Below are 25,023 nucleotides of genomic sequence, written 5' to 3' on the forward strand. Positions count from 1 at the left end.
ATATGTTTTACTTACCTAGTAAATTTCAACAGTTATCTTTGATATAAAAAATGCTCATAATGACGAAGTATAAAAATTTATTGATTGAAACACGAGGAGTATTTAATGAGAAAAAAAAATAGAAGCAGATCTACAGGAAAAACAGGAAAAGTCTCTTCAAAACATTTCAACTGTAGATAAGTTAGATATTGCTCCTTATGATGAATTAATGCGTTCTCTTCCAGCAGAAGAACGGGAATATATTATTACTGAATTGGATAGTAATGTGGTTATTGAACGAGCTCGATTACTCTGCAAAGAGCTTTCAAAAAATGAAATGGTGGGTTTAAATCTTGAGGAGTCACGAATTTTATTTTTGGCAGCATTAAGGAATTTAAAAGAGAACAAAATATCGGTAAATCAATTAGCAACACTCCATATTATTGATTCAGAAATTCGTACTTTATATGTAAATCCCATGATATATTTTATTCATAAATATGTGGATGATGATGAACTCACAAGAACATTTAATCTGTTTTCCTTAGCGAATCTACAAGGGATACCTACTTCGGTTAAAAGATATATTTATAACGCGATGATTCTACCCAAAACTGGTATGTCAGTATCTGATATGCCATGGCAAATGCGAAAACCATTAATGCAACGTTTTTTCAATTTTAATAACTCCGAATGGAGTCATTTTTGTGAAGAAATGAACAAAGCTCCTTCTACAGAGCAATTTTTTCATGTTCTGGTCGCTCCTGAAGAGGGGTGTTGGTCCAGTATTATTGCCAATATACAAAAAGTATTAAAGTGCATGCGTGTATTGGATTGGCTTGTTGATTCCAAAGATGGATTAGTAACAGAAAAAATAATGCTTGTGCCAAGCTTTAGCATGTTTCAGGCTGCCATCAATGCAAAAGCAAAGACTTTAGGTAGAAATCCCGTAGAATTAATTCCCACTTATGGTTATATTGACCCTGAACATTACGCTGATTTAAAATCTTTCGGAAAAATTGCTATGGCTATGTATATGCCAGAAAGAAGAATAACAAGTAGATATCAAAATGAGCGGGGCGGATTTAGAACAAAAATTGATGGCCATCCATCAGAAACAGCCTTTGCTGGTGCCATTCATGATGTGTATCATGCAATGCGCGAAATAGCAATGTCAGAGAATGTCGCTAAAGCCAGAATGCGGCTAGCATGGATAGCAAAAAACCATCCCAAAAATAAACTGAATTCTAGTAGTCGTCCAGTTGATGATATTTTGGTAGATGGTGAATTAATTCGCTCCTATCCCCCTGAGATAGATACAATCTTTGATCCTGAATATCGATCACCGAATGCGGAATCCTTTGGTGATTTATTTTATGATACTTCTTTAAAATCTGCTTTGCATGAAGATTTGAAACGTGCTTTTATTGAAGATATGGTTGTAAATAAAGAAGAATGGAAAAAACAATATCATTTAGGTAAATCAGATTTAAGAAATAAAGACCAGAAAATCTATGAAGAAATAGAATCCCAACAACTTGCAAAGCATATAGATGATACCGTTGTTAGTTTTAGAGATGTACAAACCATGAATAGAATTGGTTTTTTAGGAAATAATCCTCAAAGAAATTCGAATTTAGATTCCTCGTCAAAAAATTTATTAAGGTTCTAGAAACTATTCAGAGCTTTTTCGCAAATACTCGATCCCCTAGGCTTATTTCAAGCTAGGGGATGTGAACCTCCTCGATTATAAGGCCTAATTTAGAAAATTGATTTGCAATAATAACTTCTATTTCGCTTTTACCAAGATTTTGAATTGATGAACAAAATCCAACCTTGAGTATAGTTGAGGGTAGTATTCAATAATTTTTTCAATGCCTGGCATTCCAATAAAAATAAAGCGAATACCTGCATCATCATAGAATTCTCTAATTAATTCAAAAAATAGGTTTTACATGAGAATGTTACAACCAATTTTCCTTAACTCATCTAACCATGGCATAGACATAAGTTTATGGTTACAACGTAAATCAATTTTTTCTAAATACTTTAGTTGCAATAATGACGTAGGCAATTCTGATAAATCATTATTGCGAAGATCTAAATATAAAAGGTTTTCAAGATGACCCACCTGTTCCGGAATTTTCTTAATATGATTATTTCTTAGGTTCAGTATCTTTAAATTCTTTAAAAATCCCACACTTTCAGGAATAACTTCCAATTCATTATCTGAACAATCAAGGATACGGAGCATATTAAGTTTTCCAATTTCAGCTGGAAGTCTCTTCAATTGATTCTTCATTAAATGCAACTCTCTAATCAAAGTAAGATTTACTATCGTTTCGGGAAGATAAGTCAGTTTGTTGTTATAGGCTCTTAGCTCAATCAATGATTGCATATTGCCAATCTCGTCTTGAAATTTGGTAAGTTGATTTCCAGAGCAATTCAAATATTTTAACTGTGACAACTTACAAATTACATCCGGAAGCTCTTCAAAACAATTGTCAGCTATGTAAAGATATTCATCTAAGGGAATTTGATCTAATGTATCCGGTAAACTAGTAAGGTAATTTCCGTTCATATCTAGAGTCCTTAAATTAATAAGCTTTGCAATTTTCTCAGAGAGCGTCTTAAATTGATTTGCTGAAATATTCAATCGTTCTAAATTAACAAAATTCTATAAATAGTCTGGCAGTGAATCTAAATTATTGTTGTAAGCACTTATATGTCTCAAAAAAGTCATACTTTCAACTTCTTTGGGTATTTCAAAAATATTTTTATTATCTAAAATTAGTTGCTTATTTATAAACATAGTTAAATCTCATCGTTATTATTCAATCTAACTCTTTTAACAAAAACCGTGAAAAATCCTTTGAGAATATTGGTAAAGGCCATATAAGTTTCTTAAAAAGATAATTGAAACCGTTGCATAATCACACGCTCATTGGGACGGTTTCTCACTTTACTTGTTGACGCAGTTGCATAGGTACCGGCAGTTAAGCATCCAGGAGTATCAGGGGCATTTAATGCTCCTGTTGAACAACCTCCAATAAAATTAGTTTGATCATATTCTGTCATAATGACTATATTTCTATTAAAAAACCAATTAATCCCTATTCCCCAGGTATTAGCTTTTTGTACGGATAACCTAGGATCAGCAAAAGTGTAATTCGTTTGCTCTCCCTCTGTAGTAAAAGAATTAAAAATATGATTGTCCATCGCTAATTGTGACCACCTAGCTATTAATTGAAATGCCCCCAATGAGCCCTTCTCCCGAGGAGAGAAATTACGATTAGGATTTAATGATCCGAATGTAAAAGATTCTTGAGTCAAATTATAAACAACTTGAACTTCTGCCGCATGGTTCGTCACCGTAGCGAATTGAAGATCATCCGCATTGGAGAAAACCAGTCCTTTAGACAATGTTTGCTGAGTTTGTGTCCACTCCCCAAATACTCCAAAAGGGCCGAGGAACCAAAAAGCTTGAGGATGCAGCCGTTTTCTTGGGCCATTCCCATTTACATTCATTTCATAAAAGAAAATTGGATTTTGACCAACAGAAACTAAAGCTGGTGGATTGCGTTGATTGTTTACATCTTCTGTACTGCCCGCGATACCAAGTCCTAAATTTCTTAAAAACGGCACTGAACTGTTTAAAAAAGGATTAGTGAATAATCGAACCTCAAATGCTTTATTCGCTAAAGTTGCTGTCTCTGAATTAAAAGTAGTGGGCGAAACAGGATTTAAACCGGGGTTGCTATTATCAAAAGTGCCTGTTAATACCCCAAGTTCATAAGAAAACCAGTCATTGAATCTATTGTATTTATACTTATAAGGAGACCGATCTGTTTTTCGCTTTGGCCCCAAAGATCCATAGAATACGAAACCATATTCTCTATTTGGCCCCATCATCGTTGCATAGCCACGTTCTACTGTATTGTTCGTAGAGGCCCCCCTCAATCGATCAAATCCTGCTAAAAGACTTCTTTGTTTTCCTGCTCTTAAACTAAATACTTTAAAATAATGCAAATCAATAATGGCATCAAATAAGCGAGTTTGGCCTTGACCAAAATCCGGAGTAAATAAGAAATCATTATATTTCAAAAAAGTACCATTAAAAACGGGGCGTACACGCCTCATCCAAAATCGATCAATATTATCTTGGTTAATCATCTCTGTACTTGAGGCACCATTATTTATAGTTAATCCCTTTACATTGAAAAAAGCATCTTGGTCAAATTGATAAAGACCATGCAGAAATAATTTGTTTTGGTTATCATTTGAAATGAAGCCAAATCCATCTTGGCTAGCTATTACATGACCATATTGCGAAGTATTTTTTTCTTTTATATTAGGAGTTCCGGCAGTAATAATGTAACAGAAAGAGAATAATATGCTCCCTAATAGGTATCTAAAATAGTGGGAATTTAGATTTATAAACAACACGATCTTCCTTAATCCTCAACAGAGGCCAGATATTGCCAGAAATTGTAGATAAGTGCAAAACACAAATAAACCATCCACTGCAATTTATTGGTCTTGATGGAGCATAGCGTAATCAAGGTCTATTTCTACGCTTACTAAATTTATAAACTTTACTTTGAATTATTTTATTAGGTTTACATAATAATAGGCTGTACGGTGCTTAATCATATTGCGTGTCAGTAGGATTGATAATGAGTTGATACAAACGCTCTAATTGCTTTTGTGTAACCCTATGGATGGATAGCTCAGGAAGTTGATGGAGAGGAAAATAATCCAAATCAAGGATTTCTGTGTTAGGCTCAAAGTTTCCGGATAGAATTTGGGCGTAAAAAAATAATTTATAAGTATGCGGCCATTGTGGTGGATGATTGTGCTTTAATTTATCCCAAACAGCCAGTAACTTTATAATTTTGACCTCATAACCCGCCTCTTCGCGAACTTCACGAATAATTGCCTCTGAAGGTGATTCAGATACATCGATCCAACCGCCTGGCAAAGACCAAAGATCATCTGATCTTTCTTTGACTAATAATATCTTTTCATTCTGGAGAATAACTGCGCGAACATCTACTTTGGGTGTAGGATAGCCTTTTTCTACTTGAAAATGCTCTTGGATAATATGGGCCGATTGTGAGGAACAGTAAGCAGCCATTTGTGCCGCAATTTGCTCAATTCGCTGAAACCGTTCGATGTCGTAGCTATTCTTCGAATAAGCTAGGCCCGCTTGGCAAAGTCCCTGCAGTTCAGTTACCCATTTGAACCAATACTGTTTGTCCATTATCACATTCATTGATAAAATTTATAAAATCATGAATTACATGATGCTTTATAGATAAGATACAATATTTTTCTATTGATTCCAATTAAAAGCTCTATCCAGTTTACACAATCCTGTATGTTGTGATTTACCTAAAATCTCGATGATTTCCAAGCAGTTTAATCGCTTAAAACTATTCTATACTTTCATAAATAACGCAATTTTCATTATTAAGGAGATCTAAATGAAAATAGCTTCGATAAGTTTGCCTAGCAGATTTAAAACAGGATTTGGTCTCCTAATGGTTTTATCCTTTTTTTCACAAAATACTTCTTCTGCTGAACTTGAAAATAACTCCTGTGCTTATGCATGTATGGATTGGACCTTAGGCAGCACACAAATGGAAAAAGCAGAACAAGACTTCAAAAATAAGACTGGGCAGGATGTAAATTTTGGTGTCGGTACATTTATGGGAGAAGGTGATCAAGTTGGCACAGATAAGCATTTAGGGAGTTGCTTTCGGTTAGTATTTACAGAGAGTCAAAAAGATATCATAGCACAAGTAGTAAATACAGGATATGACATGACCAATCCTAATCAATTTGATTTACAAATGGGCGCTGGTGGGATGGGAGCCTTCAATGCCTGTGCAGGGGATCCCAACATTAGCATGTATTCCGGAAATAAATTTCAATGGGGTCTTGTATACGGTGGCATTCAAAATGAAATTGATTGCAGTAATTTGCCAGAATATCCAACGGTAGTAAGTAGCAATGGTCAAACGAATAATCTGCAAATGTTATGTAAATATGGCTTTGACAATAAATATAGAGGCGAGAGCGGTTTAAATTATAAATTTAAATATGTACCAGAGCGAGTAAAATGTCCTGATGAACTCACTCAACTCACAGGATTTAAACGTAAAGATGATCCATCTAATTATGAATTATTGCTTTTTAAACCCTGTAACCTGGGAGATAAATACTCAATTGCTTGCGCTATGACTCGTATGATGGATTGTGCGAAACCCACAGCCTCCTGGACTGATCACGTTAAAAATTTAGCTGTTTCAGGACCATTACCTGCCTGCCAAAGAGATGGTTATACACGACAGAATAACGTAAATGCCCCTTCAGCCGCCTCACCTCAGTGCACTTCCGGACCACAACAAAGTTCTTATTGTAAAGAGCATACAGGTTCGAATGTAGTTTTTTGTAGTTGGGATGAAGGAAACTCTACTGGTGGTGACTATTGCAATATTGATAAGTCCCATTGTTTAAGTTGCGGTGGTGGCAGCTGGTGTACTTGTAATAATGGCCAACTTAGCGGCTGCACTAACTCCTAAAAGAATTTAAAGCTGTGAGGTGAAATTTGCTTTTTCTTTAAAGATAGTGCATCGTTTATTAATGCTCATAAGCCAGTCAAAAGAAAGGATATCAAATGCCAACACAAGAGTGGCCAGCTCATGATTATGCAATTGGCTCCTATATTCAAGCAAGTGTAGCAAGTAACTATTTAAAATATTTAGACATACAACCAACAGATTATGTTTTAGATATTGGATGTGGCAATGGATCATTTAGTCGAAAAATTTTGAATAAATTTCCTCAAAACCATTTTTTAGGCATAGACGCTTCAGAAAATATGTTGGCATTAGCAAGAGAAGAGTTTGCTGATTACCCTAATGCTAAACTGCAACATGCTGATGCATTAACCCTAACATTTACCAATGAGTTTCACTATATTGTCTCCTTTTGGTGCTTACAATGGTGTGCATTCGCTATAGAAAAAGCATTCCTCAATATTCACAAAGCATTAAAGACGAACGGAAAAATATTCGCTCTCTTCCCTTCTGGCGATGATCCCTTTATTCTCAGCTATTATAAAGTAAAAGAATCGAACCAATTTTCTTATCTCAACGAATTTAAACCGCCTGTAGATTATCAGCATTTCCGACACTTAGAAGAAAAAATACAAAAACTCCCTTTTAAACACATCAAACTTGAACGACTCAAGCATCAAATTCGTTTACCTAGTTTGGATATTTTTCGTAATTTTGTAAATGGTATTGCTTTTTTTCAAGGCCAAGTCCCTAATGAACAAATAAACCTTATTAATGAGTCTTTAGTGAAAGTTTATGCGCAAGAATGTCAAGAGAAGTTTGCCGGTGAGTATTGGTTTATTTTTTCTGTTTATGTGGTACAAGGCGAAAAATAATTACGCTCAGGTAAAGTGAGCCTGTGTAACGAGTTTAGATACCACAGGCTGCCTTTATCCACTTTAAAATGATTAGTCTCGGGTATTTATATTGAGAAATTCTTGAATATTTTTTAATGTTAATAACCCTTTTGATCTAAGTGCTTCCTGAGTATTAAAACCTATATGTGGGGTAGCTATCAGATTAGGAGCCTCAAAAAGGTTATAGTCACTGGGTAATGGCGGTTCCATATCAAATACATCTAATGCTGCACCAGCAATTAATTGTTGTTCTAACGCTTGTTTGAGATCACTACTTACTACAATAGGACCTCTGGCACAATTAATTAAATAAGCAGTTTTTTTCATTTTAGATAAAAGTTTTAAATCAACCATTCCTCGGGTTGCATTAACAAGAGGAACATGTAACGTTATAAAATCCGATTGTGAAAATAAATTTTCTAAAGTTAATTGCGAATTTTTACCATAATCTACTGTTTTCATTTGAAATGCTTCAGCAAGTCTTTTGACTTCTGACCCAATCGCTCCTAACCCTACAATACCTAAGGTTTTATTTTTTAATTCAATACCTGTATTTGTCGTAGCTTTTTGCCTCACTTTCTGATTATTACCAGGAATATCGCGTGCTAAAGAGATCATAAGCCCAAACACAAGCTCCGCAACCGCAGTATTTGCATATCCGGCGGCATTTTTCACTAAGATATTTCTCTGATTCACAGCATCCATATCAATATGATCAATTCCTGCAAATGCAACAGCAATAAATTTCAATTCAGTTGCGGCATGAATCACTTTTGCAGACAAGGGGCGATTGGTAAGCGCAACAATATGAGCATCTTTGATATGATTGATTAATTGCTCATCAGACCAATTGCGACTATCACATTCCGTAATGGCCTGATTAAATAGTTCAGAATGGATTTCATCGCTAGTAACACCTATTGGTTCAATAATCGCTATTTTCATTTTTAATCCTTTAATAATTGGCCTAGCAGTCTAGATAATTACTCTGAATTTTAAGACACATTCATTAAATCAATTACATGCGTTAACCGGCCCCAAATTTCATCCATCCAATCTAAATGTTCCGATTTCATCAAGCAAGAACGTAAAAGTGTGACATATTCATCATCCCATTCCAGGAGCGCCCAATGCGATTTTAATATTGATTTTGGTAACCTGATTAATGCTAAATGTAAATCTGATTGTGCCGATAAATCAAAAAATTGTTGGCTAAGATTTGATATCGCTTTGACATTTGGTGCTTTAGGTGCCCACACAACGATATCTAACTCAGGAGGCATTGCCACTAAAAACTTAGGATGATGAGCAAGATTATGATACAGCATCGATGCTGCCTGTTTTGACTTTTCCAAATCCATAGCAAATTGAGCATTTCGTATTAAAGGTAAAAGCTGATGCGTTGCCCATAATGCTACTGCAGAAGCACCTGGTCTTGAGCATTCTAAACTAATCTCTCCAAGATGTAGTTCAGAGGAACTAAAATAAGTATAAGGAGAATCATGTTTATAAAACTGCCCTACCGACGTATCTTTAAATAAAATGCATCCGCATCCATAAGGTTGCAATCCATGTTTATGGGGATCGACTACTAAAGAATCTACCTCAATCAGATGATTAAAATGCTCTGTTGCAGAAGCTGCTAAATTACTACATAGAGTAAAATAACCGCCATAGGCACAATCCGCATGAATTCGAAAAGAATAAATCGATTTGAGCCTCAAAATTTCAGTGAGCGGATCAAGCGCTCCAATGCTAGTGGTACCCAAAGTAATGACTACTGTTCCTACATCCCCGACTTTCAACTTATTTTCAAGATCGACTAAGTCCATTTGTCCTTTATCATTAACATCTACTGTCTCAAAAGGGATTCCTAAAACAGAACAAAGACGCTGATGTGTATAATGTGCTTGCGATGAGGCGAGAATTTTTTTACCTGGATTAAGTTTACTGGCAATCCATAACGCTTCTAAATTTGCCATTGTTCCACCACTACAGAGATGACCTAAATGTGTTTGCCAACCAAACATCTGTGCAATATGAGCAACAGCTTGTTTTTCCATGTATGAACTGGCTCTCCCTCCATCAATGGCATGATTATTAGGATTTATCCACAAAGCAAGAGTATAGGCTAAACGTGCAATAGGATGTGGCGGCTTAAGCATTTGACCCGCATATAGAGGATGAGGATAAGGAAAGTTATCACGCATTTTTTCAGCTACTGTGAGTAAAACGTTCCGTATCGATTCTCTATCTACCTCTTGCATATAAGGAGGTAAATGGCTAAAACCAGCCTCCAGACAATTAAGAATTTCAGGCATCAAAGATAATGAATTTTTTTCTAACATAAAGCATCCTTTGCAAATGGTTATACTAGAGGCTGCTTAACAGCCCCTAATCAAATCCTACCACATATAAACATGCTTTATGTTTAAGTTATTCAAGAAAAAAATTTACCTTTTTTATTATAAATAGCAATTAGATAGCAACATCAATACAAGAGTGAAATCGTTCATTGGTGCTCTGGTCCCTTCCCCATTCCGCGTATATGACATGATGGCCTGCACGCTCTGGAACATTGCAGATCATATGAAATTTATTATTTGCCTTATCGGCCCAAATAGTATTTTTATCTTGAGGCGGATTTTTATCATCCCATCCATACTCACAGAAAGGCTCTGTTTCAAAATCACTCCATTTGAGAGGTTCATTTTTATTAAATTGGTAATCAGATTTAGTGATCCAATAACGAAAATGCTCCGTATCACTAAAGTGAGGACCATAAGAAACATCCCACACAAATTCTTGAGGATTGTTAATCCCTTTATTGGTTGGCCAATCAATCGCAGCATCCCAAGGAGAGGCTTTTCCTTTAAATGTTTCACTATCAAAGCCACAAACATGTTGTGGTAAATTAACATTTTGATAATAGCCACGAGTATGACTTAATACACTCATAAATTGATAGACATCATGATTATAACCCCCATCTTCTTTTGTCAAAATAGGGCGACACTCTTCATAAGGGAGTTTATTGCCAGGTTCGATATGATGTGGTTGGGTTGTTTTGCCACAGAAATATTCTCGCGACATTGGCTTTTCTATGAGTCCATGACTGTGTGCTGAAAGTTGGAATAACATTAAAAAACCGCCGATAAATAACAAATCATACCGAGTAATAAACATACTAAAACCTCAATAATTAATTACAACGGTTTAATTTAGCACAAAAACAAACAATATGCCGTTTTTTTTAAAAATTTCTAGCGTCATTTTTAAATTTTCAAGTGAGATCTTACATGCTGAGCAATCATCAACTCTTCATTGGTTGGTATCACACCAACTAAAACGGTACTGTCTTTTTCACTAATAATTGTTGCATTATTGTTGTTCGCTTCGTCATTAATTTTAATTCCTAACCAACTTAAATGCTCACTGATTTTTTTTCGTATCAATGGAGCATGTTCACCAATCCCTGCTGTAAATACGAGTGCATCACAACCAGCAAGAGCCACTAATAATGAGCCTGTTTCCAGAGCCGCACGATAACAAAATAAATGAATAGCCTCTAATACACGTTCGTCATCTAGATGTTTTAATAATTCACGTACATTATTACTCAACCCTGATACACCTAATAAACCTGATTCATTGTAGAGCAAATGAGTTATTTGTTCCGTTGAGTACTTTTTTTGCTCCAATAAATATAAAAGCACTCCAGGATCAATACGCCCACATCGAGTTCCCATCATTAATCCATCCAATGCCGTAAACCCCATTGACGTAGTTACACTTTTTCTTTGATGCATAGCGCACATGCTTGCTCCATTACCTAAATGAGCCATAATTACACGTTTATTTCCTATTTCACCAATATACTCTGTGATTACTGAGGCTATGTATTCATAAGATAATCCATGAAACCCATATCGTAGGATTCCTTCATCGCTTAATGATCTTGGCAGGGCAAAAAGTGTTGCTAATTTCTTTTGAGTCCGGTGAAAAGTAGTATCGAAACAAGAAATCTGCGCTAAGTCTGGATATAACTGCTTAATGATTTTAATTGCCTCCAAATTATGGGGCTGATGTAAAGGAGCCAATGGTATTAAACTTGCAATTTTTTGCATTACATCATCAGTAATCAAAGTAGGATAGGAAAAAAATGTCCCTCCATGCACGACTCGGTGCCCTACTGCTTCGAGCGTAATGGAATCAGATAAATCATCTAACCAGTTAAAAAGTATCTTTAAACCTGCTTCATGACCCTGTGAAGTAATCACTTGAGTCAGTACTTGATTTTGGCTTGCATCAAAAATATTAATTTGAGGTGACTCATAAAGATCTTGAATTTGGCCATGATAATACAAATTCAAATACTGTTTATCACAAGTAAAAAGCGAAAATTTAATGCTTGAGGAACCTGAATTAATCACCAAAATAAGCTTATTCATTGATGATATCCTGATTTCGTGCATATATTAATGCCATAGCACAAGATGCTTTACGAGAATTCCCGTCACTGCTTCGGCTCGTCAAAATGATAGGAACTCGTGCTCCAATTACAATGCCTGCTGCCTCAATACCCGACAAAAAAGTCATTTGTTTGTACAACATATTACCTGCCTCTAGATCGGGTACAACAAGGATATCCGCATCACCTGCAACCTGGGAATAAATTCCTTTTTCTCGAGCTGATTCAATGGAAATTGCATTATCAAATGCAAGTGGTCCATCCACAATTCCCCCGGTAATTTGGCCTCGCTCTGCCATTTTACATAATGCGGTGGCATCTAAAGTGGAAGGAATTTTCTCATTAACTGTCTCTACTGCCGATAGGATTGCTACCTTAGGCTGTCCCAGACCTAATCTACAAAATAAATCAATTGCATTTTGCACTATATCCTTTTTAATTTGTAAATTGGGTTGAATGTTTATAGCAGCATCAGTAAGAAACAATGGTTTAAAATAGTTCGGTGTTTCTAAAGAAAAAACATGGCTCATTCGTCGCCCTGTACGCAGGCCTTTTTCTTTATCCACTATAGGACTCATTAATTCATCAGTATGAATTTTTCCCTTCATAATCGCCTCTGCCTTCCCTTCCTTAATCATTTTAACAGCAATTTCCGCTGCTTCATGACTGTGTTTCGTTGCTACTATTTCATAGGAGGAAAGATTAATATTAGCCTCTTTCGCGGCACTTTGGATTTTTTCGACTGGACCAAGAAGTATGGGGACGATTAAATGTTCTTCTGCAGCCTCAATTGCGCCTCGAAGTGAAAGCGCATCAACTGGATGCACCACTACTGTTTTAAGGGGCTCATAATTTTTTTTCATTTTAATTAGCTGCTTATACCATGAGTCCTTAGATTCTTGAAAAACTACTTTAGGCAGTTCAACACATTCTCTTTTCACTTTTTGAGTTGGCGCAATTACCATTGCAATTCCTGCTATGACTATTTCTCCATGTTGATTGGTACATTTACAGTCCAAATTAATTCGATGTTTTTCAGCTATTTTCTCCAATACAGTCACAGTAACCGTCACCGTGTCACCAGGAACTACTGGTACAGTAAATTTAAGTGATTGATCCAAATAAATCGTTCCCGGACCCGGTAATTCGGTTCCCAACACCGTAGAGATGAGGGAGGCACCCCACATCCCTTGAGCAATAATTTTATGAAATCGAGTATCTTTCGCATATTCAGCATCCACATGAGCAGGATTAACGTCACCCGACATAATTGAAAATAGCTCGATATCCTTTTCAGTAAGTGTTCGTTTTAAACTGGCGAAATCGCCAATTTTAAGTTCATCGAACGTACGATTTTCTATGTATCTCATGATAAAAGCGCTCCTAATTCAATAAAATATGCTCGATTGATTGTACTAATAAAACAATTTTAAAACTTATGCTAAGGGAAAACTCGGAAACCCATAAATTGGTTTGCTCGATTACAAATCATATTGACAACATAACACTAAAATAGACCGCTTTAACTATGAATATAGACATACGCACTAGATCCGACACTTAGCGGATATTTTTCGGGATCATAATCAGTTATTAGAATTTGAACTGGGAAACGTTGTGGTAATAAAAACCAATTATTTTCACTATTCGTAACAATTTGCTCTTGACTTCTTGGATCGGTTACTTGACGACTCGCAGCCCAATTTTTAGAAATAATAACGCCATGATAGGTTTTTTTCCAAAAATAAATTCGTGGATAAATTGTAACTTTATTGCCTGCTTTAACATTTCGTAAATCAGTTTCATTAAAATTAGCCTGAATGAACATGTGATCCGTATCAATGAAAGAAAATAGTGGCTTTCGTATTTCAACAGGTGCTCCTAATGCAACAAACATATTTTGTACAATACCATTATTTTTTGCATAAACTGTTGTTTCATCTAAATCTACTTTAGCATTATGCATATGCGCGATTAAAGACTTGATATTCATCCGTTGAACAATAACATCTTGTTTGTCTTTTTCGAGCGTTTTTTCTAATGCCTTTAACGTACTCCAAGCTGTATTTTTTTCTTGTAACAAATTATGTACGGTAACTTTAGGCACAGCACTGTCTCTAAGCGCTAATTGATAATGTTGGTATTCAAATGCAACTTTCTTATAAACATCACGTTGTGCTTGCACACTATGTTGCGTTATTTCAACTTGTTTTTGTAAGGAAATTAATCGTGCTTTTGCACTAGCGACCTTAGCCTTATAATTTTGATAGGCTAATTCATAAGGTTTTTTAAATACAGTAAATAATGGCTGGCCAAGCTTAACATACTCTTCATTTTTTACATAAATATCAGTGACATAACCTGATACATTTGCGGCAACCGGACGAATGTTAGCAGCCACAAAAGCATTATTAGTGAAAGGAAAATAATAGACAAAATAAAAAATTAACACCACGATGAAAACACAAAGAACCGTTTTAACTGGAAAATTATTTCTAATTTTAGATATCCTAAATGAAATCTTAGATAACATGAGTAAGCCCTATGTTAAGCAATATTTATTCGAACGAATTAAAAGAACATCATCGATTATCTGGTTTAATTGTCCTAATTCCTTGCCCAGCTCGACAAACATAATATCCAGGAATACCTCTGGATCATCTTCTTTTAACGAATCTTTTTTTATTTTATTAAGTACTAAGGGTGCTGATTGTGGTAATACAGGAGGTTCAACATTAAGAAGTCTTACTCGCAAAACGCTTAAATAATCGCGTACCTGAGTAATATTATCATCGATAATGATATGAGATCGTAACTCATCATTTGCTAAATGAAAAACAAGCACACTAACTAAATGATAAATACGTTTTGTATAGACAAGAGCACTCGTATTCTTACTGGTAAATGAAGGGGCTTTTCGAGTTTCAAATCGGGCTTCATCATTAAAACGATTAAAATTCGTGAGATCAGTAAGAAACTTATTTTCATGCACAAGAAAATTATCTTTAATTGTTTGTACTGATTGAGATTTATTCAGAAAATCATTCAAGATATTTATAAGCTGAAGAAGCATATCTGCTAGAGTTCTGATGACTAGATCGCGCGCATATTGCGGATAGAAATACCGCATAAGACTTAAAGCGATGATAAGTCCAATAATGATATTAAAAGGTCGCAATACAACTACATCGAGGTTGTTGTAATTAATAAGCATCATCACTAGGGTTAAATTTCCTAAAAAGCCTCCATACTGAAATTTACTTCCCATAAAAAAGTATGCATAGATAAATATACCCCCAATTAAGGCAATAAGATTTAGAATTGCAATATTTGCAAAAAAATAAACAATGATAATGCTGTAAATAACCGCTGATAGTGTTGCCGTTATACGTAAAAAACTCTTCGTAAGCACTCCACCTACAGTAGAATATTCAAATAGAACAGATAATGCTGTTACATAACACCAGCCAGGCTCTGGAATAACTAAATAAGTAGTTATCCAGAATATAATCAAATAGGCCAAAGATAAGCGCATCGAACGGAGTAATTTCTGCGAATCAAACCCCATGATAGCCACCACCTAAATCTTGAAATAATACAACGAGCGTTAGCATTTTTTCCAATTTATTTTGATTGATTACCAACTTGAAGTAATCCAACTTAATCTGACAAGACACTACCTCCGATAAACTGACAATACCACGACGGTAACGAGAATCAACCAAAGCACAACGTTTTTTTTCATCCAAAAATCCAGATTGATTTTTGAGTAATTGTTCGCTATACGCCGAATAAGCAGATAAAGCATTATCCACTTCTTGCAAAGCCTTTTTTACCGTATCAAGGTACGCATAATAGATTGCTTGTGATCGTGCTTTACTTGCTTGAATAAGCCCAAAGACTGGTGGATTAATCGCCGGTGTATTTATATAGGCTTCATTTAAAGTAAAAGCTCCGTTTGATATTTGACTGAAGCCTAAGAGTGAATCAAGGCGGACAGAAGGTAATAAATTAGCCCACGCAACTCCTATATCTACATTGGCAGCCTTTAATTTTGCTTCTGCTTCACGTACATCAGGACGATTTTTTAGAACTGTTGCCGGTAAATTCCCAGGGACTATCATTAAATCGTTCAATTGATTAAATGAAACTTTAAAAGGTAGAGTTCCTGGATTTTGATTTAATAAAAAATGTAAGGTGTTTTGACTTACAATAATATTGTGCTGTGTAATAACATATTGTGATTGTGTTTGTTTTATTTGACTGCTTAATGTATCTATTTTATCTTTCGAAATGAGACCAGCACGGTATTGGCTTTGATATAATGAAATCAATTTATTTTCATCATGTAATAAACGTTGATATATTTGTTGTGCTTCACGCTGTGCCAGAAGGGTAAAATAACTGGCTGATACTTGACCTATAAGGACCAACCTTATGCCATCTTGAGCATGAGAACTTGCTTCGACCTGATATTTAGCGCTTTTTTGTTGCTTTATTTGCTGAAAAATATTGAGAACATATTGTGGAAATAAAGCCACAAATGCGCCCGGATCTCCTAAATTAGGCATTTGGCTATAACCAGACAGGATATTCATTCCGGGGATCCAATTTAATTTGACTTGCTTTAGTTGTGCTTGTGCATATTGAAGATTAGCTGCGGCGATGTGAATACTATTATTATTACGAAGTGCTTGTTGAATCATTTGATCTAATTCAGGGTTATTCAATTGTCGCCACCATGCCATGTCAGGCAGATCGATACGATCATCCATTTTTACTTGAGTGGTTTGCTGAGGCCATTTTTTAGGAACTTGAAGCGATGGTTGATTCTGTCGCGGTGATAAACACCCTTGTAGAAAAACTCCCATCAGAAAAAGTACAAAAAAAAGAGGATTAAATTTCGCTAGACCGTGCACAATGATGAATGGAAGTTTTGATATCGTGGTTTTTATCATAATGTCATCATCTTAATAAATAATAGATTTTGATGATAAAGTTGATTTATCCATGAGCGAATAGTACACATTAGGGAGTTTCGAAAAATTACATCATTTGCAATATACCAGCGGGTTTATAGGATCGCAACAAATCGTTTTATCTCTTGGAACTCATTAAAATAGGGTTTTTCAAGGTGTACACAGTATTATATCATTGCTATTTTTTTATTTAATAATAACTTATGTTTCATATTGCTCTTTACCAACCTGAAATCCCTCCAAATACGGGAAACATCATTCGCTTATGTGCCAATACTGGAGCAAAATTACATTTAATACATCCTCTAGGTTTTTCATTACAGGAAAAAGCATTACGGCGTGCGGGATTAGATTATCATGAATGGGCTTGCATTTCACAATATGAAAATTGGGAAACATTTATTCTGCAGCATCAGCAAAAAACAATTTATGCGTGCAGTGCTAGAGCTGAAAAATGTTACTCGAAGGTGCAATATGCCTCCGAAGACATGTTTTTATTCGGACCAGAATCCAAGGGATTACCCAAAGAAATTTCACAAAAATTCACCTCTCTTAATATCCCGATGCGTGAACATAATCGCAGCTTAAATCTTTCTAACGCGGTTGCTGTCATTTTATATGAAGCATGGAGACAATTAGGTTTTGAATAAAACACCAATATAATTGCAACGCTCTCCCAACAAATTAAAAATATCATGCAAATACACGTTTTATAAAATGATTCTATTTTTAACACGCAATCCATTGAATCATATAAATAATTCCAATTATTTTAGTTTTATGTTAAAAATACAAAGTTTTATTGAGATGTCCTCATCATATTTTCATGAAAAACCAAGAGTTCATCTACATATCAAGCCTATTCTAGTTTTTGCCTACATAAAATTATATTACATCTCGAATAAAACAAGGATAAAACGACTAACGAATAAGGAAATTGCCGTTAAATCATAATCCTAGAACGGAAACAAACTGTCCAACTAAAAGGAATAAGAACAATGAAAAAAATAAATCTCTTCATGATCCTATATGTCATGATTATCATCCCATGTTATTGCAACAACCGTTATTTTCTCTGTGGCCCTGATGAAAATGGTTGTTTTCCTGATATCTACCGGTACTGCGCATGCATCCCTTATCATGAGTGGGAAGCTAATAACGCATATTGTCTGGATTTCGATAAACTCATTTGTACTCCTTTATCGCAAACAAAGCATTGCGACTCAGCTTTAATTTTTAAGAATCAAGGAGAATGTTTAGCAACCATTTTCCAAAGCGAGCCTAGCCCTCCTTGTCAAATAACCACACATCAATTTTGTGTTGAGCACCATACACCTATCTGTGATAAGACAGGTCAACCAAACTCATGTCATTAAGGGTTATTAAAAATAATGAAACAATGTAACTTCGATATAAAAGGCATGAAAATGCCTTTTCACTAAAAAACGTTATTTCGTATCTTGGAGAATTGTCAGAATGAAAGCACGGATTTATATTGGCAAAGTAACCAATAATTCCTTTTATCACAGAGAAATGAGCTGTCTTATTGCCACTATCCCAAACAATATAAATTTCTAATCATAAATCTCTGGATTTTGTAGGCATATAGTGAGTAGATCTTCAGGTTGTTTCACAAGATAAGTAGGTTGATACTGTAATAAGACTCTCTCGGAATTATAGCCCCAAGTCACTGCAATTGATGGAATATTATTCCTTTTTGCAGCCTCAATATCTCGAGCCTCATCCCCTATATAAAAAACTTCATTTTTATCAATCTTATACTTTTTTAAAGTCCTTTTCAGCAAAGAACGTTTAGAGAAATGATTTGATTCATCATGGATAAAACTAAAAAAGTGGTGAATTTGGTTCATCTCCAACCAAATACGAACATTTTCAATCGAATTAGAAGTCAAGATACCAAGACAACATCCAGACTTATAAAAAGTCTCTAATACTGTAGAAATATTGGTAACTGGTTGTATATTCACCATTTGATCGAATAAATGCCGTCTAATTTCTCGTATTAACGAAGGTATTTTATAAAAGGGAACTCCCAAAAAGCTTTTTACTTCTAGAAATGAAAGATCGCGTAGATGTTCGATTTCATGTTTCTCGATCTTTCTTAAATTAAATTGTTCAGCCAATAAATTGGTTGTTTCAATAACACAGTCATAACTATTTACTATCGTTCCATCAAAATCAAAAAGTAAATACATAAGTAAAAATCCCAAACCCTCGATCGATTATTCTAAGTGTGACATGGTATAATGGATTTGACCATATCAATTTAGTGCCAATAACCATCTAATAGTCTATTTCAGTGGGCTATGGAATAGATGTTACAGCTTACAACGCTCCTTTTCTTTATTCATTATGAAATGTTTTATAAATCAAGAACAAGCAAAAAGAGGAGCAGGATCATGTTCAGGGTCAAGATTAATGGACTCCGATAAAGAAACTAAAGCACAACCCACAGTAAAAACAGTAGCGGCTAAAGCCCACCCAGCCAATAACGCGACACCAACTTGAGGTACACCTAAAGCAAAAGATAAACCTACAGCAATCAATGAGGTTATAGGAGAAACAATAAGAAGTGGTAATGGTTCAACTCTTGGCCCCCAAAACATAGTTCCTAAAATCCATCCGGTCATAAAATCATTATGATGCTTTTCGGCATATGTCAGTAATACAAGATCAATAGCTATGGTTCCTACAACAGCCATAACTAATAGACCAGCACCTCCACCATAAATTAAACCTTTGCCAATAATTAAACTAAAATCCGCAATACCCTTTTGAACTGAAGACTCCAAAGACATATAATATTAGCCTTATAAAAAATGGTTTATTTTAGAACAACTGCAAGAGAAACTCAACATAGAGCCAAGACAGAGATTTATGTAATCGAAGATAAGTTAAAAAGAAATGCTTCAGCACAACTCATCTCATTGAAAATAATTTATTAATTAATCAATTTGATTTACTATACACTACATTTTTCAATGTGGTGACCGTATTGGCATCTCCAAATATTATTTAAACTAAGGGGGCTATAAATGCGAAAATTATTGGCGTCATGTTTGTTTTTCCTATTTGCACTGTCTGCAACTGCTCATAGTTATGGCGTTCACGAAGATCATCCTTATGATTTCATCGTTACAAAACATATTTATAAACTTTCTGAAATTTATCAGATCAAGTCAACTCAAAGAGAAACCTATCCTGGCTCAGTAAAAAAAAGCGCTTTTCGTATCCGTACAAATTATGATTTATCCAATAAAGATGGATGGCAAGCTACCGGAATTACACGAATTATTTCCTTAGGCTCTTTATACAATTGGGCTAAAGAAATTGATGTTTATGACACTCGTGGCGTACAAATTGGATTCATAGACGGAAATTTAGCAACACTCGAATCAGCAAAATTCACAATTTATGAATATGATGAATCAGGAAAAGCGACTGCAATCGGCTTTGCCTACGCCAATTCAAGCTTTGACCGATTTGTCATTTTACCATCCACAAATAATCCCCACCCAATTGCCGAGTTCAATCGAAATTTCCATGACAACAATTGGAGTGTCACTGTGCACTATCCAGAACAAATTGATGATCGAATCATTCGAATTTTTGCCGCTTTTGTGATTGATCATGAAGATAAGTTTTTAACAAACTCAGATGACTTCAAAAAAGAATGAATAACTCCATAAATCATTCAAAATATGATTAACAAAGAAAAATGGGATAGGTTAACAGAGTTAATGATGAGATTGAGCATTAGCGAAGCAGATCTCGTCGAAAAATTTATATTGGGCAGTGGCAAAGGAGGACAGAAGCTGCATAAAACAGCTTCAACAGTCTATTTAAAGCATGAACCTTCTGGCTTGGAAATAAAATGCCAGGAATCACGAAGCCGTGAAGACAATCGATATTTTGCAAGAATGCGGCTTTGTGAAAAATTAAATGCGATTTTGAGCCTTGAAAAATCTCAAAAACAGCAAAAAATTGAAAAATTAAAACGCCAAAAGAAAAGGCGCTCAAGGCGCGCCCAACAAAAAATCTTAGATGATAAATCCAAACAAAGTGCGCTAAAAGTACTGCGAAAAAAACCTGAATCCCATGAATAAGTAATTTTTGTCGATGCAATTAATGTTGGACCTATGCTCAAACTGCAAGGCTACCCTAATAAATTATTAATCCCCCCAGTTATAAAATAAAAGATATTTCAATAATTGGAGTTTCATAATGGCTGCAAATGAAGAAGTGATGAAAGAATACTTAAACAAAGATTATTATAAAATTCTTGGTCTTGATGACAAAGACAAGGCTAATGATAGTCAATATTTAAAGCAAGCTTATAAGAACAAATCAAGAGAGGTCCATCCAGATAAGCATCAAACAGAAAAAGAAAAATGGACTGAGGCATTTCAAAAAGTGAATGAAGCATATACGGTTCTGTCCGATCCTGATAAAAAAGCATTATACGATCAATCGATTGCTCGTAATGAAAAATTACGTCCGGAAGTTTATAAACGGTTCTTTAATAGTGCCAAAGACTCAGCCAATAAGGATAATGACGCAGGATACTCTGCATTGAACCCCAATGAGCTAGCATCAGATCTTACAAATGGTAACACCAGAGTCTATGTTTATATTCCCCCTGATTTTCTCAATATGGGAGTTGCTACAAGAACTCATTGTCATGGACGTGACACTTCCGTCAGTTTTGAGGTTGATTTTCCAGAAGGTTATTACACAAGTGCTCAAAATTTATCATATAACGAAAGCCAGGACAGTATTAATATTACAATCAGAAAGTTCAGAAATTTTACAGACACATTTCCATCAATCAATTATAATTTAGAAGCAAAGACCTTTTTACTCGCAATGCAGAAAAAGGATGATTATGACTCGTCTCCATTGGTTATCGGACTTATCACTGTAAGTGAAAATCATAAATTTGCAATTTTTAGTTTTATTGAAAATCTACCCGAAGAAACCATCATCGAAGGATTATTATGGGATGGTTTTAAAAGTCTTCCTAATCAATTCGGAAGTGCATACAGAGCAGATAAGAACGGCTATTTTAGCATTACTCAAAATTTAGTGACTTCCAATGAGCATGCAACTTTACTACGCCAAAAACAAGAAAAACTAGAGAATCCAGGGGAAAAACCCAAATTTAGTATGGAGTTATTCAAAAAAGAACTTGCACAAGCGCAAGAAAACAGCATGAGAGTCAAATTTTTTGGCACGAGTGAATTTGTTTCTGATCTATTAAAAGGTAAGCCAATTAGTTTTCATGAGATACATGCTCATGCTCAAAGTTTCCCATTGGGTACAGTGAAAAAGGTATTGGATAAATTTGATATTAGTAACCAAAAAATAGCACTTGATTTTAAACCTTGAATGTTTAAAAAAGGATAAATCAAGTGCATGGCTATCCCGTATAAACACGATGTATACGGGATAGTAGCTATTGATAAGCAGTGATGATCTCAGGATTTAATTTTCTACCCATTGCAAGATAATCCGTATTATGCAGCAATGACATTGCATCGATAATCGTTTTAATGCCACGAACATCAACACCTAAACTTTCGCCTAAGGTATACCAAGGAACTAATATAAATGGCACATCTTCTTGGACATATCGAGTTTTTGTAGACGCAGGAAAAAATGAAATGGAATTATGAATCGGTGAGTTTTTAAAATAATCATAAATGGATGTAAATTGATGCCCATAATACCTATTTAAGACTTCATAATGAGAAGGTATGGTATATCCCAGCTTGCTGCCTATTGACAAACGCTCTTGATCTAAACGCATCAATACTTGCGCTGTTTCTTCTGAAATCCCCTGATTATAAAAGTAAAACATATCTTGATTGCCAATTCTCGCTGCATTAAACAAAATTGCTGGAGTATGACCAATACCGCTTGTATTATAAAGACCCACTTCAAGCACACTCGATTTGGCATGCAATGGGCAGGGTATGACATCTGATAATTCTTTGATTATTTCATGAATCTGATTTTTAGGTACACTTGCAATACCAACAAATTGTTTGGTGGCGACGATGTGTACACCGCCTTCATTATTTGCTCTACACGCGTAAGGAAAAGACGTAAGCTCAGCTAATCTAATCTCTTTTTCGTAGGAACTATTGGCTATCAATTGATGGGCAAAAACAGAGGAAAAATATCCTGCTAAATTAACAATGATTTGGCCTGCACGAAGATGGGGTAATAAATCAGGCATTAACTGATCGCATGCAAAAGCAGGCAAAGCCATAAGAATAACCTCTGCTTTTTCTATACAAGGTTGTAAATCAGTATGCATCGCATGGATTGGTGCAAAACCCTCTATTTCACCAGTTAAGTAAATGCCTTTTTGCTGGTAAATGGCATGAAAAGCGCCTGGATGTTGCGGATGGGCATACAAAGATACGTCATGTCCCATGAGACTTAAATGCCCTGCCAGTGCTTGACCACCATGACCACAACCTAATACTGCTATTTTTTTCATATGCATCTCCAATATCAATTAGCTATGGCAATGATCTCTTTAGTTGGAGTATTGCCTAAAAACCCCGTTTGAATTCCTTCTTGATACATTAATGTCAAAGCTTTAAGCCCATGCGACTTTCCCCATATGTTACGATCCGCGAAATAAACTTTATGATTTTTAACCGCAGTGAGTTGTTGCCATAATGGATTTTTCTGAAAATTAACAAAAGCACTGCGATCATTACCTGTAAGCAAGATAACGATTTGATCGGGATTTTTTCTTAGTAAGCCCTCCACTGAGAGTTCATACAATTGACTCGAAGTGCTTTCAGAGATCATGTTATGTTTTCCAAATTGGTCGAGAATTTGGCTGGTAATTGAATTATGAGCAAGAGCATTGAAGCTGTTGTTGGCTGTAGGGAATCCGATAAGCACTTTAGAACTCCCTCCTTTTTTAGCAAGCTTTTGCGCCACTGTATATTGCTTTTGGTAGTTTGCTACAATTGAAGGAACTTGAGATATAGTATTAGTTTTCTGAGCGATGATTTTAAGGTTTTCTATCTGTTGTTCTGGCAAGCCAAAAATCCCTTTTAACAAAATGGTAGGTGCAATTTTTTCTAATTGCGCTTGAATGGCTTGATTAAAATCAATATCTCCAATGATTAAATCAGGTTTTAAAGAGGCTATAGCCTCAAGATTAGGTGCTTCACGCGCACCAACACTCGGAGTTTTCGCTATAATAGGCTCTAAATACTCTGGATCAGCACCCTCATATAAGAATCCACTAGTACCAACCCCCACTGGTTTTAAACTGAGCTGATTTAAATTATCCAACAGACTAAATTCTAATACTACAATGCGCTTAGGAGTTACAGTCTGATTCATTTGAGCTTGAGTGCTAGCATGAGCAAAATTGCATAAGATTACAACGAAAGAAAAACAGATTGCTTGCCAATATTGTTTTATTTTAAACATCATTTCACACATTTGTCATTTTGAATGAAATTGCATTCTAGATCAGCAAAATTAATATTGCAAATGATAATCATTATCATTTATGATGAAGAACTTTCAAATCATAACTCGGGGAAAGTAGTGAGTTGTAGCATTCTAAGTCGTGTAGTAATACTCGATCTCTTTTCCGGGTTTAACCGAAATGGAGAAATTTTATGAACAATAAACGCATTGATTTTATTGGTGATTTATTAACTGTGCGTTTATTACCAATAGAGATACTCAAACCTCATGAAAAATTTTGCCCAAATAATTTTAGTTATTGGTTGAAAAAAATTACGTCCATGCAGTGTTGGACTCATCCTCTATTGGTTGATAAAAACACTAAAGTTATTATGGATGGTCATCATCGCCATCAGATTGCACAAGAATTAGGACTAAAATACATTCCTTGTATTTTGACTAGCTATAAAAACCCTTACATTAAAGTTTATTTCTATAAAGATAATTCAGAAATCGATAACCAATTGATCATCAACGCCGGACAAAGCGGTAAATTATTCGATAGCAAATCAACACGACATGAAATAACCATTAATTGTATTCCACAAATCAACGTCCCTTTGGTTTTACTACAGTAGATAGAAATT

At 35.2% G+C, this 25,023-nt stretch carries 24 protein-coding genes; 9 read left to right on the forward strand and 15 right to left on the reverse strand.

Annotated features, from left to right (window positions below; all coding sequences use genetic code 11):
* The first annotated feature begins 208 nt into the window (after positions 1-208).
* A complete protein-coding gene (locus Lsan_RS14710; protein WP_058514889.1) occupies positions 209-1,651 on the forward strand; it encodes a hypothetical protein in 1,443 nt (480 codons plus the stop codon).
* Between the two features lie 279 nt (positions 1,652-1,930).
* Here Lsan_RS14710 and Lsan_RS14715 read toward each other — a convergent pair whose 3' ends face one another.
* From Lsan_RS14715 to Lsan_RS14725, 3 genes are all read right to left on the reverse strand, one after another.
* Positions 1,931-2,635, reverse strand: coding sequence for a leucine-rich repeat domain-containing protein (locus Lsan_RS14715; protein ID WP_133134312.1), 705 nt, complete (start codon positions 2,633-2,635; stop codon positions 1,931-1,933).
* Between the two features lie 248 nt (positions 2,636-2,883).
* Positions 2,884-4,422 (reverse strand): porin, encoded by a 1,539-nt coding sequence (locus tag Lsan_RS14720; RefSeq protein WP_058514891.1) that lies wholly within the window; start codon positions 4,420-4,422, stop codon positions 2,884-2,886.
* A 202-nt stretch (positions 4,423-4,624) separates the two neighbouring features.
* Positions 4,625-5,242 (reverse strand): NUDIX hydrolase, encoded by a 618-nt coding sequence (locus Lsan_RS14725; RefSeq protein WP_058514892.1) that lies wholly within the window; start codon positions 5,240-5,242, stop codon positions 4,625-4,627.
* A gap of 223 nt (positions 5,243-5,465) precedes the next feature.
* Between Lsan_RS14725 and Lsan_RS14730 the strand changes: the two genes are divergently transcribed.
* Together Lsan_RS14730 and Lsan_RS14735 are read left to right on the forward strand one after the other, a co-directional pair.
* A complete protein-coding gene (locus Lsan_RS14730) occupies positions 5,466-6,566 on the forward strand; it encodes an endoglucanase (protein ID WP_058514893.1) in 1,101 nt (366 codons plus the stop codon).
* Between the two features lie 95 nt (positions 6,567-6,661).
* Entirely contained in the window at positions 6,662-7,438 is a 777-nt protein-coding gene (locus Lsan_RS14735) for a class I SAM-dependent methyltransferase (RefSeq protein ID WP_058514894.1), read from the forward strand.
* 72 nt (positions 7,439-7,510) lie between these two features.
* On the opposite strand, the gene Lsan_RS14740 is transcribed toward Lsan_RS14735, so the two are convergent.
* The 8 genes from Lsan_RS14740 to Lsan_RS14775 form a co-directional block, all read right to left on the reverse strand.
* Complete coding sequence (locus Lsan_RS14740; RefSeq protein ID WP_058514895.1) at positions 7,511-8,404, reverse strand: NAD(P)-dependent oxidoreductase; 894 nt, start codon at positions 8,402-8,404, stop codon at positions 7,511-7,513.
* A gap of 50 nt (positions 8,405-8,454) precedes the next feature.
* A complete protein-coding gene (locus Lsan_RS14745; protein ID WP_058514896.1) occupies positions 8,455-9,807 on the reverse strand; it encodes a pyridoxal phosphate-dependent decarboxylase family protein in 1,353 nt (450 codons plus the stop codon).
* Positions 9,808-9,937: 130 nt separating this feature from the next.
* A complete protein-coding gene (locus Lsan_RS14750; RefSeq protein ID WP_058514897.1) occupies positions 9,938-10,645 on the reverse strand; it encodes a lytic polysaccharide monooxygenase in 708 nt (235 codons plus the stop codon).
* A gap of 89 nt (positions 10,646-10,734) precedes the next feature.
* Positions 10,735-11,910: an acetate/propionate family kinase gene (locus Lsan_RS14755; RefSeq protein ID WP_058514898.1), complete on the reverse strand. Its 1,176-nt coding sequence runs from the start codon at positions 11,908-11,910 to the stop codon at positions 10,735-10,737.
* Positions 11,903-13,300, reverse strand: a complete 1,398-nt coding sequence (locus tag Lsan_RS14760; RefSeq protein WP_058514899.1) for a bifunctional enoyl-CoA hydratase/phosphate acetyltransferase — start codon at positions 13,298-13,300, stop codon at positions 11,903-11,905. The genes Lsan_RS14755 and Lsan_RS14760 overlap by 8 nt, the downstream gene beginning before the upstream one ends.
* Before the next feature lie 152 nt (positions 13,301-13,452).
* The gene (locus Lsan_RS14765) at positions 13,453-14,463 is read right to left on the reverse strand and encodes an HlyD family secretion protein (protein ID WP_058514900.1); all 1,011 of its coding nucleotides are present in this window, start codon (positions 14,461-14,463) and stop codon (positions 13,453-13,455) included.
* 9 nt (positions 14,464-14,472) lie between these two features.
* The gene (locus Lsan_RS14770) at positions 14,473-15,498 is read right to left on the reverse strand and encodes an FUSC family protein (protein WP_058514901.1); all 1,026 of its coding nucleotides are present in this window, start codon (positions 15,496-15,498) and stop codon (positions 14,473-14,475) included.
* Positions 15,488-16,888: a TolC family protein gene (locus Lsan_RS14775; protein ID WP_058514902.1), complete on the reverse strand. Its 1,401-nt coding sequence runs from the start codon at positions 16,886-16,888 to the stop codon at positions 15,488-15,490. Before Lsan_RS14775 ends, Lsan_RS14770 begins: the two co-directional genes overlap by 11 nt.
* A gap of 224 nt (positions 16,889-17,112) precedes the next feature.
* Here Lsan_RS14775 and Lsan_RS14780 point away from each other — a divergent pair, with 224 nt between their 5' ends.
* Together Lsan_RS14780 and Lsan_RS14785 are read left to right on the forward strand one after the other, a co-directional pair.
* Entirely contained in the window at positions 17,113-17,559 is a 447-nt protein-coding gene (locus Lsan_RS14780) for a tRNA (cytidine(34)-2'-O)-methyltransferase (protein WP_058514903.1), read from the forward strand.
* A 348-nt stretch (positions 17,560-17,907) separates the two neighbouring features.
* Positions 17,908-18,285, forward strand: coding sequence for a hypothetical protein (locus Lsan_RS14785; RefSeq protein ID WP_058514904.1), 378 nt, complete (start codon positions 17,908-17,910; stop codon positions 18,283-18,285).
* Positions 18,286-18,483: 198 nt separating this feature from the next.
* Here Lsan_RS14785 and Lsan_RS14790 read toward each other — a convergent pair whose 3' ends face one another.
* Together Lsan_RS14790 and Lsan_RS14795 are read right to left on the reverse strand one after the other, a co-directional pair.
* Positions 18,484-19,125, reverse strand: coding sequence for an HAD hydrolase-like protein (locus tag Lsan_RS14790; RefSeq protein WP_058514905.1), 642 nt, complete (start codon positions 19,123-19,125; stop codon positions 18,484-18,486).
* 174 nt (positions 19,126-19,299) lie between these two features.
* Positions 19,300-19,728: a hypothetical protein gene (locus Lsan_RS14795; RefSeq protein ID WP_058514906.1), complete on the reverse strand. Its 429-nt coding sequence runs from the start codon at positions 19,726-19,728 to the stop codon at positions 19,300-19,302.
* 237 nt (positions 19,729-19,965) lie between these two features.
* On the opposite strand from Lsan_RS14795, the gene Lsan_RS14800 reads away from it, so the two are divergent.
* The 3 genes from Lsan_RS14800 (at position 19,966) to Lsan_RS14810 (ending at position 22,318) form a co-directional block, all read left to right on the forward strand.
* Entirely contained in the window at positions 19,966-20,607 is a 642-nt protein-coding gene (locus Lsan_RS14800) for a hypothetical protein (protein ID WP_058514907.1), read from the forward strand.
* Between the two features lie 24 nt (positions 20,608-20,631).
* Entirely contained in the window at positions 20,632-21,036 is a 405-nt protein-coding gene (locus Lsan_RS14805; RefSeq protein ID WP_058514908.1) for a peptide chain release factor family protein, read from the forward strand.
* 118 nt (positions 21,037-21,154) lie between these two features.
* Entirely contained in the window at positions 21,155-22,318 is a 1,164-nt protein-coding gene (locus Lsan_RS14810; RefSeq protein WP_058514909.1) for a J domain-containing protein, read from the forward strand.
* A gap of 67 nt (positions 22,319-22,385) precedes the next feature.
* On the opposite strand, the gene Lsan_RS14815 is transcribed toward Lsan_RS14810, so the two are convergent.
* Together Lsan_RS14815 and Lsan_RS14820 are read right to left on the reverse strand one after the other, a co-directional pair.
* On the reverse strand, positions 22,386-23,438 hold the full coding sequence (locus Lsan_RS14815; RefSeq protein ID WP_237762149.1) for an NAD/NADP-dependent octopine/nopaline dehydrogenase family protein: 1,053 nt from the start codon (positions 23,436-23,438) through the stop codon (positions 22,386-22,388).
* Positions 23,439-23,452: 14 nt separating this feature from the next.
* Positions 23,453-24,397, reverse strand: coding sequence for an ABC transporter substrate-binding protein (locus Lsan_RS14820; protein WP_058514911.1), 945 nt, complete (start codon positions 24,395-24,397; stop codon positions 23,453-23,455).
* Positions 24,398-24,588: 191 nt separating this feature from the next.
* Between Lsan_RS14820 and Lsan_RS14825 the strand changes: the two genes are divergently transcribed.
* Positions 24,589-25,014, forward strand: coding sequence for a ParB N-terminal domain-containing protein (locus Lsan_RS14825; protein WP_058514912.1), 426 nt, complete (start codon positions 24,589-24,591; stop codon positions 25,012-25,014).
* Positions 25,015-25,023 lie beyond the last annotated feature (9 nt).

The sequence above is a fragment of the Legionella santicrucis genome, from assembly GCF_001468135.1.
GTDB classification, from domain to species: domain Bacteria; phylum Pseudomonadota; class Gammaproteobacteria; order Legionellales; family Legionellaceae; genus Legionella; species Legionella santicrucis.

Coding starts and splice junctions, on each gene's coding strand:
- Lsan_RS14735 (WP_058514894.1), top strand. CDS start 6,662: ATGCCAACACAAGAGTGGCCAGCTCATGATTATGCAATTGGCTCCTAT.
- Lsan_RS14770 (WP_058514901.1), bottom strand. CDS start 15,498: ATGGGGTTTGATTCGCAGAAATTACTCCGTTCGATGCGCTTATCTTTG.
- Lsan_RS14710 (WP_058514889.1), top strand. CDS start 209: ATGCGTTCTCTTCCAGCAGAAGAACGGGAATATATTATTACTGAATTG.
- Lsan_RS14815 (WP_237762149.1), bottom strand. CDS start 23,438: ATGAAAAAAATAGCAGTATTAGGTTGTGGTCATGGTGGTCAAGCACTG.
- Lsan_RS14730 (WP_058514893.1), top strand. CDS start 5,466: ATGAAAATAGCTTCGATAAGTTTGCCTAGCAGATTTAAAACAGGATTT.
- Lsan_RS14785 (WP_058514904.1), top strand. CDS start 17,908: ATGAAAAAAATAAATCTCTTCATGATCCTATATGTCATGATTATCATC.
- Lsan_RS14790 (WP_058514905.1), bottom strand. CDS start 19,125: ATGTATTTACTTTTTGATTTTGATGGAACGATAGTAAATAGTTATGAC.
- Lsan_RS14825 (WP_058514912.1), top strand. CDS start 24,589: ATGAACAATAAACGCATTGATTTTATTGGTGATTTATTAACTGTGCGT.
- Lsan_RS14745 (WP_058514896.1), bottom strand. CDS start 9,807: ATGTTAGAAAAAAATTCATTATCTTTGATGCCTGAAATTCTTAATTGT.
- Lsan_RS14800 (WP_058514907.1), top strand. CDS start 19,966: ATGCGAAAATTATTGGCGTCATGTTTGTTTTTCCTATTTGCACTGTCT.
- Lsan_RS14820 (WP_058514911.1), bottom strand. CDS start 24,397: ATGATGTTTAAAATAAAACAATATTGGCAAGCAATCTGTTTTTCTTTC.
- Lsan_RS14765 (WP_058514900.1), bottom strand. CDS start 14,463: ATGTTATCTAAGATTTCATTTAGGATATCTAAAATTAGAAATAATTTT.
- Lsan_RS14760 (WP_058514899.1), bottom strand. CDS start 13,300: ATGAGATACATAGAAAATCGTACGTTCGATGAACTTAAAATTGGCGAT.
- Lsan_RS14810 (WP_058514909.1), top strand. CDS start 21,155: ATGGCTGCAAATGAAGAAGTGATGAAAGAATACTTAAACAAAGATTAT.
- Lsan_RS14755 (WP_058514898.1), bottom strand. CDS start 11,910: ATGAATAAGCTTATTTTGGTGATTAATTCAGGTTCCTCAAGCATTAAA.
- Lsan_RS14780 (WP_058514903.1), top strand. CDS start 17,113: ATGTTTCATATTGCTCTTTACCAACCTGAAATCCCTCCAAATACGGGA.
- Lsan_RS14795 (WP_058514906.1), bottom strand. CDS start 19,728: ATGTCTTTGGAGTCTTCAGTTCAAAAGGGTATTGCGGATTTTAGTTTA.
- Lsan_RS14740 (WP_058514895.1), bottom strand. CDS start 8,404: ATGAAAATAGCGATTATTGAACCAATAGGTGTTACTAGCGATGAAATC.
- Lsan_RS14750 (WP_058514897.1), bottom strand. CDS start 10,645: ATGTTTATTACTCGGTATGATTTGTTATTTATCGGCGGTTTTTTAATG.
- Lsan_RS14725 (WP_058514892.1), bottom strand. CDS start 5,242: ATGGACAAACAGTATTGGTTCAAATGGGTAACTGAACTGCAGGGACTT.
- Lsan_RS14775 (WP_058514902.1), bottom strand. CDS start 16,888: ATGATAAAAACCACGATATCAAAACTTCCATTCATCATTGTGCACGGT.
- Lsan_RS14805 (WP_058514908.1), top strand. CDS start 20,632: ATGATTAACAAAGAAAAATGGGATAGGTTAACAGAGTTAATGATGAGA.